This is a genomic window from Pseudarthrobacter sp. CC12 (assembly GCF_039907755.1).
In the GTDB taxonomy this organism is placed as follows: Bacteria; Actinomycetota; Actinomycetes; order Actinomycetales; family Micrococcaceae; genus Arthrobacter; species Arthrobacter niigatensis.
The window spans coordinates 141,177-159,646 of sequence record NZ_JARDJH010000003.1; the positions used below are offsets into that span (position 1 = coordinate 141,177).

The 18,470-nt window shown below is 67.9% G+C and carries 15 protein-coding genes; 7 read left to right on the forward strand and 8 right to left on the reverse strand.

The annotated features are described in order from the left end of the window. The first annotated feature begins 24 nt into the window (after positions 1-24). Positions 25-579: a dihydrofolate reductase family protein gene (locus PV772_RS03730; RefSeq protein WP_347885402.1), complete on the forward strand. Its 555-nt coding sequence runs from the start codon at positions 25-27 to the stop codon at positions 577-579. Here PV772_RS03730 and PV772_RS03735 read toward each other — a convergent pair. From PV772_RS03735 to PV772_RS03755, 5 genes are read right to left on the reverse strand one after another with little or no spacing between them, the layout of a single operon-like run. Then, the gene (locus PV772_RS03735; protein ID WP_307361372.1) at positions 564-1,784 is read right to left on the reverse strand and encodes an MFS transporter; all 1,221 of its coding nucleotides are present in this window, start codon (positions 1,782-1,784) and stop codon (positions 564-566) included. The genes PV772_RS03730 and PV772_RS03735 overlap by 16 nt on opposite strands. A gap of 38 nt (positions 1,785-1,822) precedes the next feature. Beyond that, positions 1,823-2,620: a respiratory nitrate reductase subunit gamma gene (gene narI, locus PV772_RS03740; protein WP_307361370.1), complete on the reverse strand. Its 798-nt coding sequence runs from the start codon at positions 2,618-2,620 to the stop codon at positions 1,823-1,825. Positions 2,621-2,622: 2 nt separating this feature from the next. Further along, on the reverse strand, positions 2,623-3,273 hold the full coding sequence (gene narJ, locus PV772_RS03745) for a nitrate reductase molybdenum cofactor assembly chaperone (protein WP_246839640.1): 651 nt from the start codon (positions 3,271-3,273) through the stop codon (positions 2,623-2,625). Next, on the reverse strand, positions 3,270-4,979 hold the full coding sequence (gene narH, locus PV772_RS03750) for a nitrate reductase subunit beta (RefSeq protein ID WP_347885403.1): 1,710 nt from the start codon (positions 4,977-4,979) through the stop codon (positions 3,270-3,272). Before narH ends, narJ begins: the two co-directional genes overlap by 4 nt. Continuing rightward, positions 4,979-8,689 (reverse strand): nitrate reductase subunit alpha, encoded by a 3,711-nt coding sequence (locus PV772_RS03755; protein WP_347885404.1) that lies wholly within the window; start codon positions 8,687-8,689, stop codon positions 4,979-4,981. The genes narH and PV772_RS03755 overlap by 1 nt, the downstream gene beginning before the upstream one ends. A 104-nt stretch (positions 8,690-8,793) precedes the next feature. Here PV772_RS03755 and PV772_RS03760 point away from each other — a divergent pair, with 104 nt between their 5' ends. After that, a complete protein-coding gene (locus tag PV772_RS03760) occupies positions 8,794-9,450 on the forward strand; it encodes an SDR family oxidoreductase (RefSeq protein ID WP_141159718.1) in 657 nt (218 codons plus the stop codon). Positions 9,451-9,471: 21 nt separating this feature from the next. Beyond that, positions 9,472-11,043: a Na+/H+ antiporter gene (locus tag PV772_RS03765; protein ID WP_347885405.1), complete on the forward strand. Its 1,572-nt coding sequence runs from the start codon at positions 9,472-9,474 to the stop codon at positions 11,041-11,043. A 7-nt stretch (positions 11,044-11,050) separates the two neighbouring features. Here PV772_RS03765 and PV772_RS03770 read toward each other — a convergent pair whose 3' ends face one another. Next, positions 11,051-12,262, reverse strand: coding sequence for an ROK family protein (locus PV772_RS03770; protein WP_347885406.1), 1,212 nt, complete (start codon positions 12,260-12,262; stop codon positions 11,051-11,053). A gap of 96 nt (positions 12,263-12,358) precedes the next feature. On the opposite strand from PV772_RS03770, the gene PV772_RS03775 reads away from it, so the two are divergent. The 4 genes from PV772_RS03775 to PV772_RS03790 all read left to right on the forward strand — a co-directional run bounded on the left by PV772_RS03775 (position 12,359) and on the right by PV772_RS03790 (position 16,409). Beyond that, the gene (locus PV772_RS03775; protein ID WP_347885407.1) at positions 12,359-14,074 is read left to right on the forward strand and encodes a glycoside hydrolase family 13 protein; all 1,716 of its coding nucleotides are present in this window, start codon (positions 12,359-12,361) and stop codon (positions 14,072-14,074) included. Then, positions 14,074-15,015, forward strand: coding sequence for an aldo/keto reductase (locus PV772_RS03780; protein ID WP_347885467.1), 942 nt, complete (start codon positions 14,074-14,076; stop codon positions 15,013-15,015). The genes PV772_RS03775 and PV772_RS03780 overlap by 1 nt, the downstream gene beginning before the upstream one ends. A 156-nt stretch (positions 15,016-15,171) precedes the next feature. Beyond that, complete coding sequence (locus PV772_RS03785) at positions 15,172-16,035, forward strand: CoA ester lyase (protein ID WP_141159722.1); 864 nt, start codon at positions 15,172-15,174, stop codon at positions 16,033-16,035. A gap of 149 nt (positions 16,036-16,184) precedes the next feature. Further along, positions 16,185-16,409, forward strand: a complete 225-nt coding sequence (locus PV772_RS03790) for a DUF3188 domain-containing protein (protein ID WP_141159723.1) — start codon at positions 16,185-16,187, stop codon at positions 16,407-16,409. Here PV772_RS03790 and PV772_RS03795 read toward each other — a convergent pair. Continuing rightward, positions 16,399-18,075, reverse strand: coding sequence for a SulP family inorganic anion transporter (locus PV772_RS03795; protein ID WP_347885408.1), 1,677 nt, complete (start codon positions 18,073-18,075; stop codon positions 16,399-16,401). The two genes, PV772_RS03790 and PV772_RS03795, sit on opposite strands and share 11 nt — an antisense overlap. Next, on the reverse strand, positions 18,072-18,452 hold the full coding sequence (locus tag PV772_RS03800; RefSeq protein ID WP_141159725.1) for a metalloregulator ArsR/SmtB family transcription factor: 381 nt from the start codon (positions 18,450-18,452) through the stop codon (positions 18,072-18,074). Before PV772_RS03800 ends, PV772_RS03795 begins: the two co-directional genes overlap by 4 nt. Between the last annotated feature and the right edge of the window lie 18 nt (positions 18,453-18,470).

The following is an 18,470-nucleotide window of genomic DNA, read 5'->3' on the forward strand; positions in this document are numbered from 1 at the left end:
TCATTCCCCCGGCAGAATGGGCCCATGGCGAAGCTGATCTACTCCGCAATCATGTCCCTCGACGGCTACACCGCAGACACGGAAGGCAACTTCAACTGGTCCATGCCGGACGAGGAAATCCACGCCTTCGTCAACGACCTGGAGCGGGATGTGGGCACCTACCTGCTGGGCCGCCGGATGTATGAGGTGATGTCCGTCTGGGAAACCATGGACACACGGGATGAGCCGCCCGTCATCCAGGACTACGCCCGCATCTGGCAGGGGGCGGACAAGGTGGTCTACTCAACCACGCTGGACACCCCCAGCACCCCGAAAACCCGCCTGGAGCGGCAATTCCTCCCGGAAACCGTGCGGGACCTGAAATCGGGCAGCGACCAGGACATCAGCATCGGCGGCCCCACCCTCGCGGCGCACGCCCTCAAAGCCGGGCTGGTGGATGAGTGCCGGCTGTTCATCAATCCGGTGGCCGTCGGCGGCGGCCTGCGCTTCCTGCCTGACGGACTCAAGGCGCAGCTGGAGTTGGTGGACCAGCGCCGGTTCGGCAACGGGGTGGTGTACCTGCGCTACCGCGCCCGCTGAACCGCTGCCGTCCCGGCCCTGCGCTGGACCGCGAACAGGGTAAACACCAGGGCCACCAGGGCCGTGCCGACCAGCAGGAGCAGCCCGATCGAATAGCTGCGCGTCGCGGCGTCGTAGGTCGCGCCCATCACCAGCGGTGGAAAGTACCCGCCCAGGCCACCCGCGGCACTGACAATGCCGCTGATGCTTCCCACCTTTCCGGCCGGTGACAGGACCCCAACCCAGGCAAACACTCCGCCCGTCCCCAACCCCAGCGCCGCAGCCATGGCAACGAAGGTGGCACCCGCGGGCACCTCGCCGTCGGGCCTGAGGTTGACCACCCAGCCCAGGACGGCGACGGCGGCCAGCGCCACGAGCACCACGGGCCTGGGGCCGAGCTTGTCCGCCAGCACCCCGCCGACGGGCCGGGCCAGGACCGCGGCCAGGGCAAAGCCGGCCGTCCGGGCACCGGCGCCGGCGGGATCAAAGCTGTACACGTCCCTGAGGTAGGTGGGCAGGTAGGTGGCGAACGAAACGAAACCGCCGAAGACCACCGCGTACAGGAAGCACATCTTCCAGGTGACCGCCGTCCTGGCCGCGTCCATGAGCTTGGGCAGCACCGGCGCATGGTTGGGGGCCCACCCTGGCGCTTCCTTCATGAGGAACCAGACCAGCCCTGCCATCACCGCCAGGACGCCGGCGATCAGCAGGTGCGTGGGAAAGTAGCCGATCCCGGCAACCAGCCGGGGATTCAGGAAGGCCGCCAGGGCTGTGCCGCCCATCCCCGCCCCGAACACACCGGTGGCGAAACCCCTGCGGGCCGGCTCATACCAGGCGCTGACGAACGGTATCCCGACGGCGAACACGGTCCCGGCCACGCCGAGCAGCAGCCCGGCGCCCAGCACCAGGGCGAAGGAACTGATGAGGCCGCCCACGGACACCAGGAGGATGGGAGGGATGGCGGCCAGCAGGACAAAGGTGAACATGGCCCGTCCGCCATACTTATCCGTCAGGGTGCCCACGACGATCCGTCCCAGCGAACCGACGAACACCGGCATGGCCACCAGGACGCCCGTGGTGGCAGGCTTCAGCTCCAAATTCTGCGTGTAGAAGGCACCGAGCGTGGCAACCGAGTTCCACGCCCAGAAACCCGCCACGGAGGCCGCGGTCGCCAACGCCAGGTTCAGCGCCCTGCCGGTGGCTGGCTTAGAGGTTGTTCCGGCCACTGCTAGCTCCTCACCACATCATCCAAACGCACCGCCGGTCAGCGGTTGCGGGTGTCCCTGTCCGGCGTGCCCACGGCGGACCAGCCGCGGCCCTTGGTCTCCCTGTCCCGTGACCGGTAGACGATGTACGGGCGGAACAGATAGTGCAGGGGCGCGGTAAAAGCGTGCACCAGCCTCGTGAACGGCCAGATGACGAACAGCGCCATTCCCACCAGCGTGTGAAGGTGGAACGAGAACGGGGCGGCCGCCATCGCCGCGATGTCAGGCTGGAAGATGAACAGCGACCGGAACCAGGGCGCCACGGTTTCCCGGTAGTTGTGCCCGTGTTCGCCCTCGAAGACGCTGGCCAGCGTGGTCCAGAGGCCGAAGACGATGGCGGCGGTCAGCACCACGTACATGGTCTTGTCATTCTTGGTGGTGGCCATGAACACCGGCCCCGTGGTGCGCCGCCGGTAGATCAGCAGCGCGATTCCGCCCAGGGTTCCCACCCCGGCAATGCCGCCCACAGCCAAGGCATTGAAGTGGTAGAACTCCTGGCTCATGCCCACGGCTGCCGTCCAGGCCATGGGAATGACCAGCCCGAAGAAGTGGCCGGCGATGACGGCCAGAAGCCCGAAGTGGAACAGGGGGGAAGCGATCCGCAGGAGCCTGGATTCGTACAGCTGGGAGGACCTGGTGGTCCAGCCGAACTGGTCGTACCGGTAGCGCCACACCAGGCCGCCCACCAGCACCACCGCCATGACGTACGGCAGCACGCCCCACAGGACGGTGTCCCAGGTGCTAAGCACGACGACGGCTCCTGGCTCCGCCTCCAGCGCCGCCCCGAGTGCCGGCATGGTCAGGACCTCCTGACGGGGAGCAGCCGCGGGTCGTAGGGATCCAGTCCCACGCTTTCGGTCGGCGGACCGTATCCGGCCATGCGCATCACTTCCTGCTCGTCCTGGGGTGACTTTCCCGGCAGCGTGGCACAGATGGCCGCCAGGATCCGGGCGTGAGGCAGGTTGTCCCGCAGCAGCCCGAGCCGGAGCATCTCAAGGCTGGCCCGGTAGCGCTGCAGCAGGTCGCGGCCGGCGGCTCCATCCACCCTGGCGGCGAACTCGAGCACCATCGGCAGGTAGTCCGGGAGCTCCCCGTCCAGGTCCACCAGGACACCGCTGTGCCGGTAGGCCTCCTTGAAGTAGCCCAGTACTTCGCCGCGGCGCCGGGTGTCCCCGTCCGTCCAGTAGCTCAGGTGCAGGGCGTGCCGCCTGCCGAGATCGAATTCGCGGACGTACTGGGCCTGCAGGTCCATGGGCGGGGTCGCTTCCAGGAGGTCCAGCACGGGCGCGAACCCGGGCAGTGCGCCGGGGAATTCGGACAGCGCCGCCCGGACCAGGGGGACCCGCTCCACCAGTTCCCCATCCGGATAGGACAGGCACCAGGCTGCGGCAAGGTATACCACCTGGTCGCGGCGGTTCCCGGTCGACCGGTCCATGTTTGCCCGCTTCATGACCCGTCCTCGGCGCCGGCCAGGGTGTCCGGCGCCGGGCCCCTGTCCGGGGCGGGCTTGTCCGGGAAGAGTCCGGACGGGGCGCCCCGGCCGTCCCAGTTCAGCAGGTTCACCCGCCCGCGCAGGCCCGTCCCCTCGGCGATGGTGTCCGAGCTCTGCCGGTCCCGCAAGGCGTTGAACGTGTCCACTGCCACCGGGACGGGCCGCCCGCTCGCCTCGCCAAACGGGGCCGAGTCCTGCATGCCCGGTCCGCCGTCGAAATCCAGCGAGCAGCCCAACTCCTCCAGGTCGTGCGCCTGCTCAAGGTGCGCCGTGGGAATGACATAGCGTTCGCTGTACTTGGCGATGGCCATCAGCCGGTACATGTCATACATGCTTTGCCCGTCCATGCCCACGGACTCCGGGATGGCCTCGTCCGGGTCCCCACCCATGCTGATGCCGCGCATGAAGGACCGCATGGCCGCGAGCTTCCGCAGCACGGCCGTAACCCGCTCCGTATCCCCGGCAGTGAAGAGCTCGGCGAGGTACTCCACCGGGATCCGCAGGGCGTCGATGGCGCCGAACAGGTTGCCGGGATCCTCGCCGTCGTGCCCCTGGTCGCGGAGGAGGTCCACCACGGGGGAGAGTGGCGGGACGTACCAGACCATGGGCATGGTGCGGTACTCCGGATGCAGGGGCAAGGCCACCTTGTACACCTTGGCCAGGGCGTAGACGGGGGACCGGCGGGCGGCGTCCAGCCAGTCCTCGGGGATGCCCTGTGCGCGGGCCCCCGCCTGGACGCGGGGATCGTGGGGGTCCAGCAACACGTCCATCTGGGCGTCGTAGAGGTCCCTCGGATCGGTGACCGACGCTGCCGCGGTGACAGCATCGGCGTCGTACAAAAACAGTCCCAGGTAGCGCAGCCGGCCCACGCACGTCTCGGAGCACACGGTGGGCAGGCCGACCTCCACCCGGGGGTAGCAGAACGTGCATTTCTCGGCCTTGCCGGTCTTGTGGTTGAAATAGATCTTCTTGTATGGGCAGCCCGTGACGCACTGGCGCCAGCCGCGGCACCGGTCCTGGTCCACCAGCACAATCCCGTCCTCCACCCGCTTGTAGATAGCACCCGAGGGGCAGGACGCCATGCAGGAGGGGTTGAGGCAGTGCTCGCAGATCCGGGGGAGATAGAACATGAAGGTCTGCTCGTAGGCGAACTTGATCTTGTCCTCGGACTCACGCCGGATCTTCGCCACGATCGGGTCCAGGTTCCCGTGCTCGGTGGCGCCGCCCAGATCATCATCCCAGTTGGCGGACCAGGTGATCTTGGTGTCTTTGCCGGTGATCAGGGACTTCGGCCGGGCCACGGGGAAGTCGTCGCCCAGCGGAGCGTCCACCAGGGTCTTGTAGTCGTAGGTCCACGGCTCGTAGTAGTCCTTCAGCTCGGGCTGGACGGGGCTGGCGAAGATGCCGATGAGCTTCTTCACCCTGCCGCCGGCTTTCAGCGTCAGCTTGCCGCGCCGGTTCAGGGTCCAGCCGCCGTACCAGCGCTCCTGGTCCTCATACCGGCGCGGATAGCCCTGCCCGGGCCGGGTCTCCACATTGTTGAACCACACGTATTCCATGCCGGCACGGTTGGTCCACGCCTGCTTGCACGTCACCGAGCACGTGTGGCAGCCGATGCATTTGTCCAGGTTCATCACCATGCCCATCTGGGCCATCACCCTCATCAGTACTGCACCTCCTGCGAGCGGCGGCGCACCGTGGCCACCATGTCGCGCTGGTTCCCGGTGGGGCCAAGATAGTTGAACGCGTAGGCCAGCTGCGCGTAGCCGCCGGCCAGGTGCGAGGGTTTCACCAGCAGCCGGGTCACCGAATTGTGGATTCCGCCGCGGCGCCCGGTCGCTTCCGATTTCGGGACGTCGATGGTGCGCTCCTGGGCGTGGTGGACATAGACCACGCCGGCCGGCATTCGGTGGCTGACGATCGCGCGGGCCACCAGCACGCCGTTGACGTTGGTGCACTCCACCCAGTCGTTGTCCCGGACCTTGATGGCGTCGGCGTCGGCGGGGCTCATCCAGACCGTTGGGCCGCCGCGGGACAGGGAGAGCATCAGCAGGTTGTCCTGGTATTCGGAGTGGATGGACCACTTGGAATGCGGCGTCAGGTACCGGACCGTCACCTCCATGGCCCCGTCGGAGCCGAGCCGGGGTTCGCCGAACAGCCGGTGCATGTCCAGCGGAGGCCGGTAGATGGGAAGGGCTTCACCGATGTCGATCATCCAGTCGTGGTCCAGGAAGAAATGCATCCTGCCGGTGAGGGTGTGGAAGGGTTTGAGCCGTTCGATGTTGATGGTAAACGGGGCGTACCGCCGGCCTCCGGTCTCCGAGCCCGACCACTCGGGGGACGTGATCACCGGGACCGGTCCAGCCTGGGTCTGGGCGAAGGTGATGAACTTTTCCTCGGAACCCTCCGCGAGGTCCGCCAGTTTCTGTCCGGTGCGGACCTCGAGGTCCTTGAAGCCCTGGACGGACAGGGCGCCGTTGGTGGTGCCGGAGAATGCCAGGATTGCCTCTGCCATCTTCGCATCGGTGTCCATGGCCGGCTGGCCGTCCGCAGCCCCGCCGAGCATCACTCCGTTGGCGTGGCTGAGCCGGGCCAGCGGTCCGGCCATTTTGTACGTGACGTTCTTGACGGTGAAGCCCAGCTTGCCGGCCAGCGGTCCGACGGCGGCGAGCTTGTCCGCGATGGCCGTGTAGTCCCGCTCCACCACGGAGAAGACGGGCATGTTTTGCCCAGGCTCGGCAGGGATGTCCGGGTCCCGCCAGTCACGGACCCGGCCGCCGGGCTGGGCGAGCTGGCCCGGGGTGTCGTGCTGCAGCGGGATGCTCACGAGGTCGCGGCGGATGCCCAGGTGGGTCTTGGCCTGCCGGGAGAATTCCCGGGCCAGCAGGTGGAAGGTGTCGAAGTCCGTTTTGGTTTCCCAAGGGGGATCGATCGCGGGGCTGAAGGCGTGCACGAAGGGGTGCATGTCCGTGGAGGAAAGGTCATGCTTTTCGTACCAGGTGGCGGCCGGGAACACGACGTCGGACAGCAGCGTGGTGGACGTCATCCGGAAGTCGGCGGAGACCAGGAGGTCCAGCTTTCCCTCCGGCGCTTGCCTGTGCCAGGCCACGTCCCGGGGTTTGAGTTCCTCCGCGCTGTCCCCGCCCAGGACGTTGTTGTGGGTTCCCAGCAGGTTGCGGAGGAAATACTCGTTGCCCTTGGCCGAGGAGCCGAACAGGTTGGACCGCCACAGCACCAGGGTCCGCGGCCAGTTGGCCGGGGCATCCACATCTTCGATGGCAGGGTTGAGGGAGCGGTTCTTCAACGATTCGGCGATGTAGGCGGGTGTGTCCGCGGCTGTCCCGGCGGCGACGGCGGCCTCCGCCTCGTCCGCCACGTCCAGGGGATTGCGGTCGAACTGCGGGTAGAACGGCATCCAGCCCAACCGGGCGGACTGGGCGATGGCGTCCGCCGTGTGCATGCCGTCCAGCTTGCCGGTGGACAGGGGTGACTTGAGGGCGTCGGCGGAATATCCGTCCTGCCGCCACTGGTCCGTGTGCATGTACCAGTAGCTGGTGCCCGTCATGGTCCGCGGCGGCCGTGACCAGTCCAGGGCGTTGGCCAGTGACACCCAGCCGGTGATGGGCCGGGTCTTTTCCTGGCCCACGTAATGCGCCCAGCCGCCGCCGTTGCGGCCCATGCAGCCGGTGAGCATCACCAGTGCCAGCACCGCCCGGTAGGTGGTGTCGCCGTGGAACCATTGGCAGATGCCTGCCCCCATGATGATCATGGAGCGGCCCCTGGACTGCTCGGCGTTGCGGGCGAACTCGCGTGCCACCCGGATGCAGGCCTGTGCGGGGACGCTGGTGATCTCCTCCTGCCAGGCCGGCGTGTACGGGGTGGCGGCGTCGTCGTAGCCGGCCGCCCACTCGCCGGGCAGGCCGTCCCGGCCCACGCCGTATTGGGCCAGCATCAGGTCGAACACGGTGGTTACCAGATGGCCGCCCACCTCCATTACCGGGACGCCCCTGCGCAGGATGCTGCCTTCGCCACCGGCGTCCTCGAAGCAGGGGAGCAGGATTTCGGCGTTTTCCCCGGATACTTCACGGAGGGACAACGCAGGTTCGATGCCCTCGAGGTCCAGGTTCCACTTGCCTTCCCCGCTGCCGGAATAGCGGAACCCCATCGACCCGTTGGGGACGGCGGGGCGGCCGGCGGCCCGGTCGAACAGGACGGTGCGGAACGCCGCATCCTCAGCCCCGGACTCGCCGGGGACGTCAAGGGCGGTGAGGAATTTCGACGGCGTCAGGGCGCCGCCGTCGTTCCGTTCCAGCCTGACCAGGAAGGGCAGGTCCGTGTACTGCTTCACGTAGTCGGTGAAGAACGGCACGTCCCTGTCCACGAAGAATTCCTTGAGCAGCACGTGCCCCATGGCCATGGCCAGGGCGGCGTCCGTTCCTGCCTGCGCGGGCAGCCATTCGTCGGCGAACTTCGTGTTGTCCGCATAGTCGGGGCTGACGGTGACCACCTTGGTGCCGCGGTATCGGACCTCTGTCATCCAGTGCGCGTCAGGCGTCCGGGTCACCGGAACGTTGGAGCCCCACATCACGAGGTACCGGGCGTCCCACCAGTCCCCGGATTCGGGAACGTCGGTCTGGTCACCGAACACCTGCGGGCTGGCGACGGGCAGATCGGCGTACCAGTCGTAGAAGGAGGTCATCACCCCGCCGATGAGCTGGATGAAGCGTGTCCCCACCGCGTGGGACACCATGGACATGGCCGGGATGGGCGAAAAACCGGCGCACCGGTCAGGGCCATACGTCTTGATGGTGTTGACGTGCCCTGCGGCGGCGATCTCGATGGCTTCCTGCCACGACACCCGCACCAGTCCGCCCTTGCCGCGGGCCTGCTGGTAGCGGCGGCGTTTCTCCGGGTCCGCTGCGATCTCCGCGAAAGCGAGGACCGGGTCGCCCAGGCGCGCCTTGGCCTCCCGGTACATCTCCACCAGGACGCCCCGGGCGTACGGAAACCGCACCCGGGTGGGGGAGTAGGTATACCAGGAAAAGGCCGCCCCGCGGGGGCAGCCTCTTGGTTCGTATTCGGGACTGTCGGGGCCCACCGACGGGTAATCTGTCTGCTGGGATTCCCAGGTGATGATGCCGTCCTTGACGTACACCTTCCAGGAACAGGAGCCGGTGCAGTTCACCCCGTGGGTGGAGCGGACCACCTTGTCGTGGCTCCAGCGGTCCCGGTAGAAGATGTCACCCTTGCGGCCGCCCTCCCTGAACACCGCCCTGCCGTCGTCCGTCTGGTCCCACCTCGTGAAGAAACGGCCCAGCTTCAACATTGCTTCTGATGCGGGTCCATCTAACCCCGCATGGGGTCCGGTAGCCATGCCCCCAAGCTAGGTGGGGGCCGGAAAGCCTGAACAGGGCCCAAAGGCCCTGTTCAGGGGCAAATGGCTTCTGCAGTTATCCACGATGCGGGCAGAATGGGTGCATGACACGCATCGCCATCATCGGCGGCCACGGAAAAGTGGCCCTCCTCCTGTCCGCACTCCTCACCGGCGAGGGCCACTCCGTCACCTCGTTCATCCGCAACCCGGACCACGCAGCCGACGTCACCGGCACCGGCGCCACGCCGCTGGTCCTCGACGTGGAGAATTCGACGACGGCGGCCATCGCCGGCGCCTTGGCCGGGCACGACGCCGTGGTCTGGTCCGCCGGCGCCGGCGGCGGCAACCCGGAGCGCACCTACGCGGTGGACCGGGATGCTGCCATCCGTTCGATGGACGCAGCGGCCCAGGCCGGCGTGGACCGGTACGTCATGGTTTCCTACTTTGGTGCCGGCAAGGACCACGGCGTGCCCGAGGACAACAGTTTCTTCGCGTATGCCGAGGCCAAGGCGGCCGCGGACGAGTACCTGCGCGGCACCAGCCTGGACTGGACCATCCTTGGCCCGGGCGCCCTGACGGACAAGCCCGGAACGGGACTGATCGACGTCGACCCCTCACCCGTTGGGGGCCGGGATACTTCCCGCGCCAACACGGCCATCGTGGCGGCCGCCGTCCTGGACCTGCCCCAAACCGCCGGCCGGACCATCGAATTCCGTGATGGCACCCTGCCCGTCGCGGCTGCACTGGAACCGCGCGCGTAGCCGGCTGCGGGGACGGGGCTTATGGACCAGCTCGCACTCATTGTCGGACTGCTGCTGGCCACCGTGGTGGCCGTGGGCCTGGGGGACAGGCTCCGGTTGCCATACCCGGTCCTGATGCTGCTCCTGGCGGCTGCGCTGACGTTCATTCCGGGCTTCCCCGACCTGGAAATCGAACCCGGGCTGATCCTGCCCATCTTCCTGCCGCCGCTGCTGTTCGCCACCGCCCAGCGGAGTTCCTGGGCGGTGTTCCGCGTCCGGTGGCGGACCCTGATCATGCTGGCCGTGGCGCTGGTGGTGATCAGTACCGCCGTGGTGGCCGGCGCAGCGTGGCTGATGGTTCCCGGCATCGGAGTACCCGCCGCCATCGCGCTCGGCGCCATGGTGGCGCCCCCGGATCCAGTGGCGGTGGACTCGGTGGCGGGCCGCGTGCACATGCCCCGCCGCCTCATCTCCGTCCTCCAAAGCGAGGGGCTCTTCAACGACGCTGCCGCCATCGTGATCTTCCAGGCGGCCGTGGCCGCCGCCGTGGGAGGCACCAAGGTAGGGCCCGACGTCGTCCTCCAGTTCCTGCTGGGCGCCGCGCTCGCCGTCCTGGTGGGCGTGGCCATGGGCTGGCTGATCGCGTTGGTCACCCGGCTGGTCACTTCCATGGTGGCCCGCAGCGCGGTGACGCTGGTGGTCCCCTTCGCCGCCTACATCCTGGCCGAGGAGGTGCACGCCTCCGGGGTTATCGCCGTGGTGGTCACTGCCCTCGAAATGCAGCGCCACGCCCGCCCCCAGGACGCGGCGGAGCGCGTCACCCGCAATGCCTTCTGGGATGTGGTGGAGCTGCTGGTGACCGGTCTCGCGTTCGGCCTGGTGGGCCTGGAGATCCGCCGTGTCATCCGTGATGAAGGAAGCGGGATCTTCGGCATGATCGGGGTGTCCGCGCTGGTCTGCGTGCTGGTTTTCGCGGTCCGGTTCCTGTGGATGGGCGTCCTGGCGCTGGGCGCCCGGAAACGGAAGAACCTCCTCCAGCCAACGTCCCTGAAAGAGGTCCTGATCCTCACCTGGTGCGGCATGCGGGGCCTGGCCACCCTGGCGCTGGCCCTGGCACTGCCGCTGACCCTGGCGGACGGCACGCCGTTCCCGGGCCGGGACTACCTCCTGGTCATTGCCTGCGCGGTGCTGCTTGCCACGCTGGTCCTTCCGGGCCTGACCCTGCCCTGGCTGATGCGTGTCCTGAAGGCCTCCGAGGATGGAACAGCGGAACGCGACGCTGTCCGGCTGCTTGCCGCCCGCGCCCAGGCGGCCGCCGTTGCGGCCCTGAAGCAGCATGACCTGATGACGGACCTGCCGCCGGAAAAGGTGAAGCTGGTCAAGGAACGGATGCAGCGCCTGCGCGCAGAACTGACGGACGGCAGCCTGCGGAACGAACCATTGGCGGAAAAGCGCCGGCGCGGACGGGAGCTTGCCATCGCGGTTCAGACCATCGCGCTCGACGCCGCCCGGCAGGAAGTGGTGGCAGCCCGCAACGAGCCGGACATGGACCCCGAGGTGGCCGACCGGGTGCTCAGGCAGCTGGACCTGCGCACCATGGTCATGCCGGAGTAGGAACCCCTCAGGCCGGAGCGGCGCGCCCTGCGAGCACCAGGTCCAGTGAGTTCTTCTCCACGTAGTCCAGGGCGCAGCGCACCGCGCCCACGGTGACAATGGCATCGCCCAGCGGCGATGCCGCCACCCGTGCGGGGGTGGCTGTGTACCCGGCAAGGCGCTCACTGATCGGGGCCAGGAGCACGTGGGCGGAATCCGCAACGCCGCCGCCAAGCACCACCAGTTCCGGATTGAGCATGGTGGCCACGGTGCCCACCACCCGTGCCATCCTGTCCGCGAGCCGGTCGAGGATGTCCAGCGCCACGGCATCGCCCTGGCCGGCGGCGGCGAAGACCTGTTCGGCCTCCACCCGTCCGGGCTGGAATGCCCGGAGGGCGGTGGGGGTGGCGGTGTCCAGTGCTTCCGCGGCCCAGGTTCGCGCCAGGTGGGCGATGCCGTAGGTGTCGCCCACGCCTTCCACCAGGTTCAGGTAGGCGAGTTCGCCGGCACTCCCACTGGTGCCGTGGACCAGCCGTCCACCCTCCACGATGCCCGAACCCAGCCGCTCACTGGCGAGGATCACCACGACGTCGTCGACGCCGGCAGCCGCTCCCTGCCACCGGTCGCCGAGGGCGGCGAGGTTCGCGTCGTTCTCCAGCAGGACGGTCCACCCGCGGGCTGCCTTGAGCGCGGGCCGCAGCCCCAGGTCGAACAGTCCCCAGAACTCCTGCGTGGCCACCACCTCGCCGTGCCGGTCCACAGGCGCGGCAACCCCGGCACAGGCGGCCAGCACCCGCTCCGGTTCCGTTCCGGCCGAGCGCAGGGCAGCCATGGCAACGCCGTCAATGAAGGCGATCCGTTCCTGCGAACCCACCTCCCCGGCCTGGAAGGGGCGGCTGGACCGTCCCAGGGTGGTGCCGCGCAGGTCGGACACCACCACGGTGACCTTGGAATACCCGATGTCCATGCCCAGAACCACGCCGGCCCGCTCGTTGAGTTCGAAACGCCGGGCGGGGCGGCCCTTCAGGTATCCGCCGAATTCACGCTGGTTCTCCAGCTCCAGGATCCAGCCCCGCCGGACCAGGTCTTCGCAGACGGCGATGGTGGTTGCCCGTGTCAGCCCGGTGGCGGCCATGACGTCGGTGACCGTCACGGCCTCCGAGGCGCGCATGAACTCCAGGACCGCGCCGGCACTGACGCGGCGCAGCAGCTGGGGGGTGGCCGGAACCGGTTCAGGCATGCTGTTGACCTTCCTGTCCAAAGCATCCGATAATACTTGAGGAAGTAAATTTAGATTCAATATAAATATAGCCGCACTGAAGAAAAGGGTCAGTCCTTGTCCACCACTGCCACTCTGGCAACCCTGTCCGACTCTGACCGTCTGGCCGATCCCAACTGGTGGCGCCAGGCCTCCGTCTACCAGATCTACCCCCGCAGCTTCGCCGATTCGAACGGCGACGGCATCGGCGACCTGAAGGGCATCACCGCCAAGGTCCCCTACCTGAAGACGCTGGGGATCGATGCCGTATGGCTCAGCCCGTTCTACCCCTCGGCGCTCGCCGACGGCGGCTACGATGTTGATGACTACCGCGACGTGGACCCCAAGCTGGGCACCCTGGCCGACTTCGATGAAATGGCCAAGGCGCTGCACGAAGCCGGCATCAAGCTGATAGCGGATATCGTCCCCAACCACTCCTCCAACCGCCACAAGTGGTTCCAGGAGGCCCTCGCTGCGCCCAAGGGTTCCCCGGCCCGCGACCGCTACATCTTCCGTGACGGCAAGGGCCCCAACGGCGAGTTTCCGCCGTCGGACTGGGACTCCGTGTTCGGCGGACCGGCCTGGGAGCGCATCACCGAACCGGACGGCACCCCGGGCCAGTGGTACATGCACATCTTTGCCAAGGAGCAGCCGGACCTGAACTGGTCCAACCGCGAAATCCGTGACGACTTCCTCAAGACCCTGCGCTTCTGGTCCGACCGTGGCGTGGACGGCTTCCGCGTCGACGTGGCTCACGCCCTCACCAAGGACCTCACCGAGCCGCTCCTGTCCAAACTGGAACTCAGTGCCGCCAACACCGGCGTGGACGGATTCGACGACGGCTCGCACCCGTTCTGGGACCGGGACGAAGTGCACGAGATCTACGCCGAATGGCGCGAAGTGTTCAACGAGTACAACCCGCCGCGCACCGCCGTCGCCGAAGCATGGGTGCACGCCACCCGCCGGGCCCGCTACGCCAGCCCCCAGGGCCTGGGCCAGGCGTTCAACTTCGACCTCCTGCAGGCCGACTTCGACGCCGCCGAATACAAGGAAATCATCACCCGCAACCTCGCCGAGGCCGCTGCCACCGGTGCCTCCTCCACCTGGGTGTTCTCCAACCACGACGTCGTCCGGCACGCCACCCGCTACGGCCTGCCCCAGGTTGCCAAGGAAAAAGCCGGTGCCAAGGGCCAGGACGGCAAGGACTGGCTGCTCGCCGGCGGCCCCAAGGACCAGCTGGACGTCGAACTGGGTGAACGCCGTGCCCGCGCCGCCACCTTGCTGATGCTGGCTGTCCCCGGATCCGCGTACCTGTACCAGGGTGAGGAACTGGGCCTGCAGGAAGTGGCCGAGATTCCCGAATCGGAGCGCCAGGACCCGTCCTTCTTCCGCAACAAGGGCGTGGAAATCGGCCGTGACGGGTGCCGTGTCCCGCTGCCGTGGAAGGTGGAGGGCACGTCCTTCGGCTTCGGCGACGGCGGGTCCCACCTGCCGCAGCCGGACTGGTTCAGCAAGTATGCCCTTGAGGCGCAGGACGGGACGGAGGGCTCCACGCTGGAGCTCTACCGCAAGGCACTGAAGCTGCGCCGCAAACTGCTGACCGACGAGGACCTCGAGTGGGTGGAAAACGCCAACCCGGACGTCCTGCACTTCAAGCGCCCCAACGGGTGGCAGTCCGTGACCAACTTCGGAAGCACCGCCGTCGACCTTCCCGCCGGCACGGTCCTGGTCAGCAGCGGCCCGCTCGAGGACGGCAAGCTGCCGGGCAACACCACCGCATGGCTGCGGGCCTGATGCAGGAAATCATTTACGGATGCATGGGGCTGGGCGGCAGCTGGTCTGACGAGCCACATGGAGTTGACCATGTGGAGCAGGCCGACGCTGCCGTCCAGGCCGCCGTGGACGCGGGCATCACCCTGTTCGACCATGCTGACATCTACCGGAACGGCAAGTCAGAGGCCGTGTTCGGTGAGGTCCTGGCCGCCACTCCGGGCCTCCGCGAGCGGATCCGGCTGCAGACCAAGTGCGGCATCCGGCTGAACGAGCGGGGCCTGCAAACCCACTACGACCTGAGCCGGGAGGCGATCCTGGAGCGGGTCAACGGCAGCCTTCAACGGCTCCGGAGCGACTACGTGGACGTCCTCCTGCTGCACCGCCCGGACCCGCTGGCAGACCCGGGGGAGGTGGCGGCCGCCGTCGGCCAGCTCATGTCCGAGGGCAAGGTCCGGCAGCTGGGTGTGTCCAACATGTCCGCTGCGCAGATCGAGGTGCTGCAGGACCGGCTGGAAACTCCCGTGGTGGCCAACCAGCTGGAGATGAGCCTGCTGAAGCGGGCGTGGTTGGAAAGCCAGGTCCTGGTCAACCATCCGGAACACCTGGACTACAGCTTTCCGCACGGCACGCTGGAATACTGCACCCGCAACAACGTCACCCTGCAGGCGTACGGATCGCTGGCGCGCGGCATCTACACCGGCGCTGAACCGGAAAGCCCCACGTCGGCCGAGGCCGCCACCGCGGAACTCGTCGCAGAATTGGCGGGGACCTACGGCACATCCGGCGAGGCCATCCTCCTGGGCTGGCTGATGAAGCATCCGGCCGGCATCGCGCCGGTCATCGGCACGGTTAATCCGGACCGGATCCGGGCCTCCGCGGACGCCGCCCGCGTGGCCCATGCCCTCACCCGCGCAGACTGGTACCGGCTCTGGGTCACCGCACGGGGCAGCAACATCCCCTGACCGTTCCGCAGCCGGTGGCGGCGGGCGCCGTGATGCATGGTCATCAGGGCGCCCGCCGCTTCCGTATCCGGTCACAACGCGTTTAGTTCGTATTGATCCTCACAAGCGGGCTGTTTTCTTCGCCGTGCCGCTTGCAGGCCGGATACTGTAGAAAGCATGACGTCTACCATCGCCGCCGAAACCGTTAGGCCGGAACGGAATATCCCCGCCGAGATCGCACGCTCCTGGCTGCTGGTCAATGCCATGAAGCCCGAGCTCTTCGACCAGTCGGCCGTGTCGCGGGCTGATTCGATCATCCTGGATATTGAAGATGCCGTAGACCCGTCGCAGAAGGACCAGGCCCGGAACAACGTCATCGACTGGCTGACCGGAGGCGGCAAGGCCTGGGTCCGGATCAACGACGCCACCAGCCCGTTCTGGGCCGACGACCTCGCCGGCCTGCGCGGTACCCCGGGGCTGCTCGGCGTCATGCTCGCTAAGACCGAATCCGCGGACCAGGTCACCGAGAGCTACCACCGCATGGACGGCAAGACCCCCGTCATCCCGCTGGTGGAATCGGCGCTCGGCATCGAGGAAGCCAACCACATCGCCAAGGCCCAGGGCGCGTTCCGCCTGGCGTTCGGCTCGGGTGACTTCCGCCGCGACACGGGCATGGCCGCCACCCCCGAGGCCATGGCGTACCCGCGGGCCAAGCTCGTCGTCGCCAGCCGCGTGGGCAACCTGCCCGGCCCCATCGACGGTCCCACCGTGGGCACCAACCATCCCATCCTGCGCGAGCAGACCGGCATCACGGTGATGATGGGCATGACCGGCAAGCTGTGCCTGGCCATCGACCAAACCCCCGTGATCAACGAGGTCATCAGCCCCACGCCGTCGGACGTCGCCTGGGCCACCGACTTCATGAACGACTTCGAAGCCAACGGCCGCGTCATCCGTGACGGTTCCGACCTGCCCCGCCTGGGCCGCGCCGAGAAGATCATGAAGCTCGCGGTAGCCTTTGGGGTGCAGCCCGCGCTGTAGCGCCACCACTACTTCAGGAGACCCCGTGACCGATACCCGCTATCTGGTCCACGGGGTCTTTTGGGATGGTCCGCCTGTGGCAAGCCCGGCGGCCGACGGCGGAGCCCCGGTCCGCCGGGGGCGTCCCGGGGACTCGGTAGACTTGGACGGTGCTGAACGAATTTTGGGCCACCGCGCCCACCCGCTACAAAGTCCTGGTTTTCAGCGCGATGGGACTGATCGCCGTCGGGATCATCCTTAACCTTGTGGGCAACATCAACGGCAACCAGGCCCTGGCCATGGCATCCCTGCCCCTCATCGGGCTGGGCCTGGTCCTCCACGTCGTGGGCATCGTGGTCCGCGGCCAGGCGATCCGCAAGAACCTCAGGCGCTAGCTGCCGCCGCGTTCCGCAGGACGTGGCTGCGGGCGTGTTCCACGGCATCCGGCAGCTCCTCGAACAGGTGCTTGTGGTGCCGCAGGGAACGGATCACGCCCACGTTTGTCACCAGGTCAAGGTGGTCCGGCCGGACACCCTTGAGCAGGACGGTGATGCCGCGCAGCTCCAGTGCGGAAATGACCTCCACCAGGGCGTGGGCGCCGGTGGCGTCCAGCATCCGCAACTGGGACAGCCTGATGATGGCCACCTGCACATCCTTGACCTGGCTGATCTCCTGGAGGATGCGTTCGGCGGCGCCAAAGAACATCGCCCCATCAAGCCGGAAGAGCGCGATGTGGCCGTCCCCTTCCGCCGGTGGGCCCGGAATCTCCTCACGCTGGACACCGCTCATTGAGGCAAAGGTCCGCAGGGCGAAGAGGGCCGCCGCGGCCAGTCCAATCTGGATGGCAACGATGAGGTCGAAGGCCACGGTGATGACGGCCGTGAGTACGAAAACGGCGGCATCTGCCCGGGTGGACCGGAGGATGGCGGTGACGGTGCGCCGCGAGACCATTCGCACGGCTGTGACCATCAGGACCCCGCCCAGTGCCGCCAGCGGGATGCGGCTGACCATTCCTGACGCCAGGTACGTGATGCCCAGCAGCACCACCGCGTGCACGGTAGCGGCCAGCCGGGTCCTGGCTCCGGACCGCACGTTCACCGCCGTCCGTGCAATCGCGCCGGTGGCTGGCATTCCGCCGAACAGGCCGGCCGCGATGGACGCCAGGCCTTGTCCCATCAGCTCGCGGTCGGGGCTGTAGGCGCCGGTAGGCCTGCCGTCCGGCCCTGCCATCCCGGCGGCCACCCGTGCCGAGAGCAGGGATTCAATGGCGGCCAGGACGGCGACGGCGACGGCGGGCATGGCCAGGCTGCCCAGGGCGGCCGGGTCCAGGGCCGGGAGGGCCGGCGCCGGCAGGGAATGCGGCAGCGGACCGATCCGCGGGACGTCCAGCTGCAGGAATTCGGCGGCGGCGGTTGCCAGGAGGACTGCGAGCAGGCTGGCCGGGATGGTGCGGAACAGCTTCTGCACCAGGACCATCACGACGGCGACTCCGGCCACCAGCGCGAGCGTGAACAGGACCGTCGGGGAGGCTGCGCCCGCTGCCGCCTCTACCGCGGCCAAAAGGGTATTGTGCCCCGGAGTTCCGGACGTGCCGGTGGCCAGCGGAACCTGCTGGAGGAAGATGATGGCGGCAATGCCCAGCGTAAAGCCCTCGACCACCGGCCACGGAATGAAGGCCACGGCCCGGCCCAGGCCGCTGAATCCCAGGGCGCAGACCAGCAGCCCTGCCATCAGGGACAAGAGTGCGACGCTGCCGATGCCGTGGACCGCCACCACGGGGGCGAGTACCACCACCATGGCACCCGTGGGCCCGGATACCTGTACCGGGGACCCGCCCATGACGGCGGCCACCAGTCCGGCCACGATCGCCGTAATGAGGCCCGCCTCGGCGCCCACCCCGGAGCTGACGCCGAAGGCGAGGGCCAGCGGCAACGCCACAATGCCTACGGTGATCCCTGCCAGCAGGTCGGTGCGCCACGTGCCGGCAACTCCGGCGTAGTCCTTCCTCGACGGGAGGAACCGGGTGATGCTCCTCGCGGCAGCGGCCGGGGTCGCGCTCACGAGGCTTGGCCGCCGGCCAGGTGGTCCGCCGGCAGCTGCCGTGCCAACCGGAGCTGTTCGTTGGAATCGGCCAGGCTGTCCAGGAGGAACGTCCGGGCGATGGCCAGCAGCTGCGATACGCCCGGGTGGGCGAGTTGGTACGTGACCGCGTTGGCGCTGCGTACGGAGGTCACCACTTTGTGTTTCCGCAGGGTGGCCAGGTGCTGGGAGAGGTGGGAGGCCTCCAGCCCGGTCTCTGCGAGGAGATAGCTCACGGGCGCAGACTCCTGCGGTGCTGCGGCCAGCAGCTCAAGGATCCGAATCCTCGCCGGGTGGGCCAGGCCTTTGAAGAGGTTCGCTTTGATCTCATAGAGAGGTGCTTGGGCGGAAGACAGCATCCGGGGTGGCGCTCCTGT